The organism is Streptomyces botrytidirepellens, from assembly GCF_003721215.1.
In the GTDB taxonomy this organism is placed as follows: Bacteria; Actinomycetota; Actinomycetes; order Streptomycetales; family Streptomycetaceae; genus Streptomyces; species Streptomyces himastatinicus.
Genome location: NZ_RIBZ01000342.1, coordinates 1 through 523, shown reverse-complemented (window position 1 = coordinate 523; position 523 = coordinate 1). Strand labels below are relative to the sequence as shown.

Genomic DNA, 523 nt, shown 5'->3' with positions numbered 1-523 from the left:
GGGGCGTATCCGCCGCCGTAGCCGCCCGCTCCGTACGCCGGGGCCGGGGCGTCCGCCTCGCCCCGCCGCGCGAGCACGAGCAGCGCCACCAGCCCCACGAGCAGCTCGAAGAACGCGGTCAGCACCGACAGCACCCCGACGGTCGGCAGATCGTCGAAGTGCTCGACGTACTCCAGCTTGATGTAGAGCGAAACCGCGCTCACCCCGGTCGCCAGCACCAGCGCCGCGGTCACCATCCCCAGCGGCCGCGCCAGCGGGGCGCGGCTCAGGGCGGCGGCGGCCGCCACCAGGCAGAGCGCGACGAGGGCCCAGGCCTGCCAGGCGGAGGGCGGCGAGAGCAGCGTGATCAGGCTGTGCTTGCCGGTCAGCTGGTACTTGTACATGTCCCATTCGGCCTTCTGCGCCCAGTAGATCTGCCAGGCCCCGAGGACGGCCCCCGCCGCCCCCAGCAGCAGCGCCCCGAGCATCGCCGCCCCCGGCGTCGGCCGCGCGGGCGGCTGGTCGGCGGGCTCGGCGGCGTACC

At 75.3% G+C, this 523-nt stretch carries 1 pseudogene; it reads right to left on the bottom strand.

Features of this window, described 5'->3' with window-relative positions:
* Window positions 1-523: pseudogene (locus EEJ42_RS30890) on the bottom strand (hypothetical protein); the annotation flags it as partial.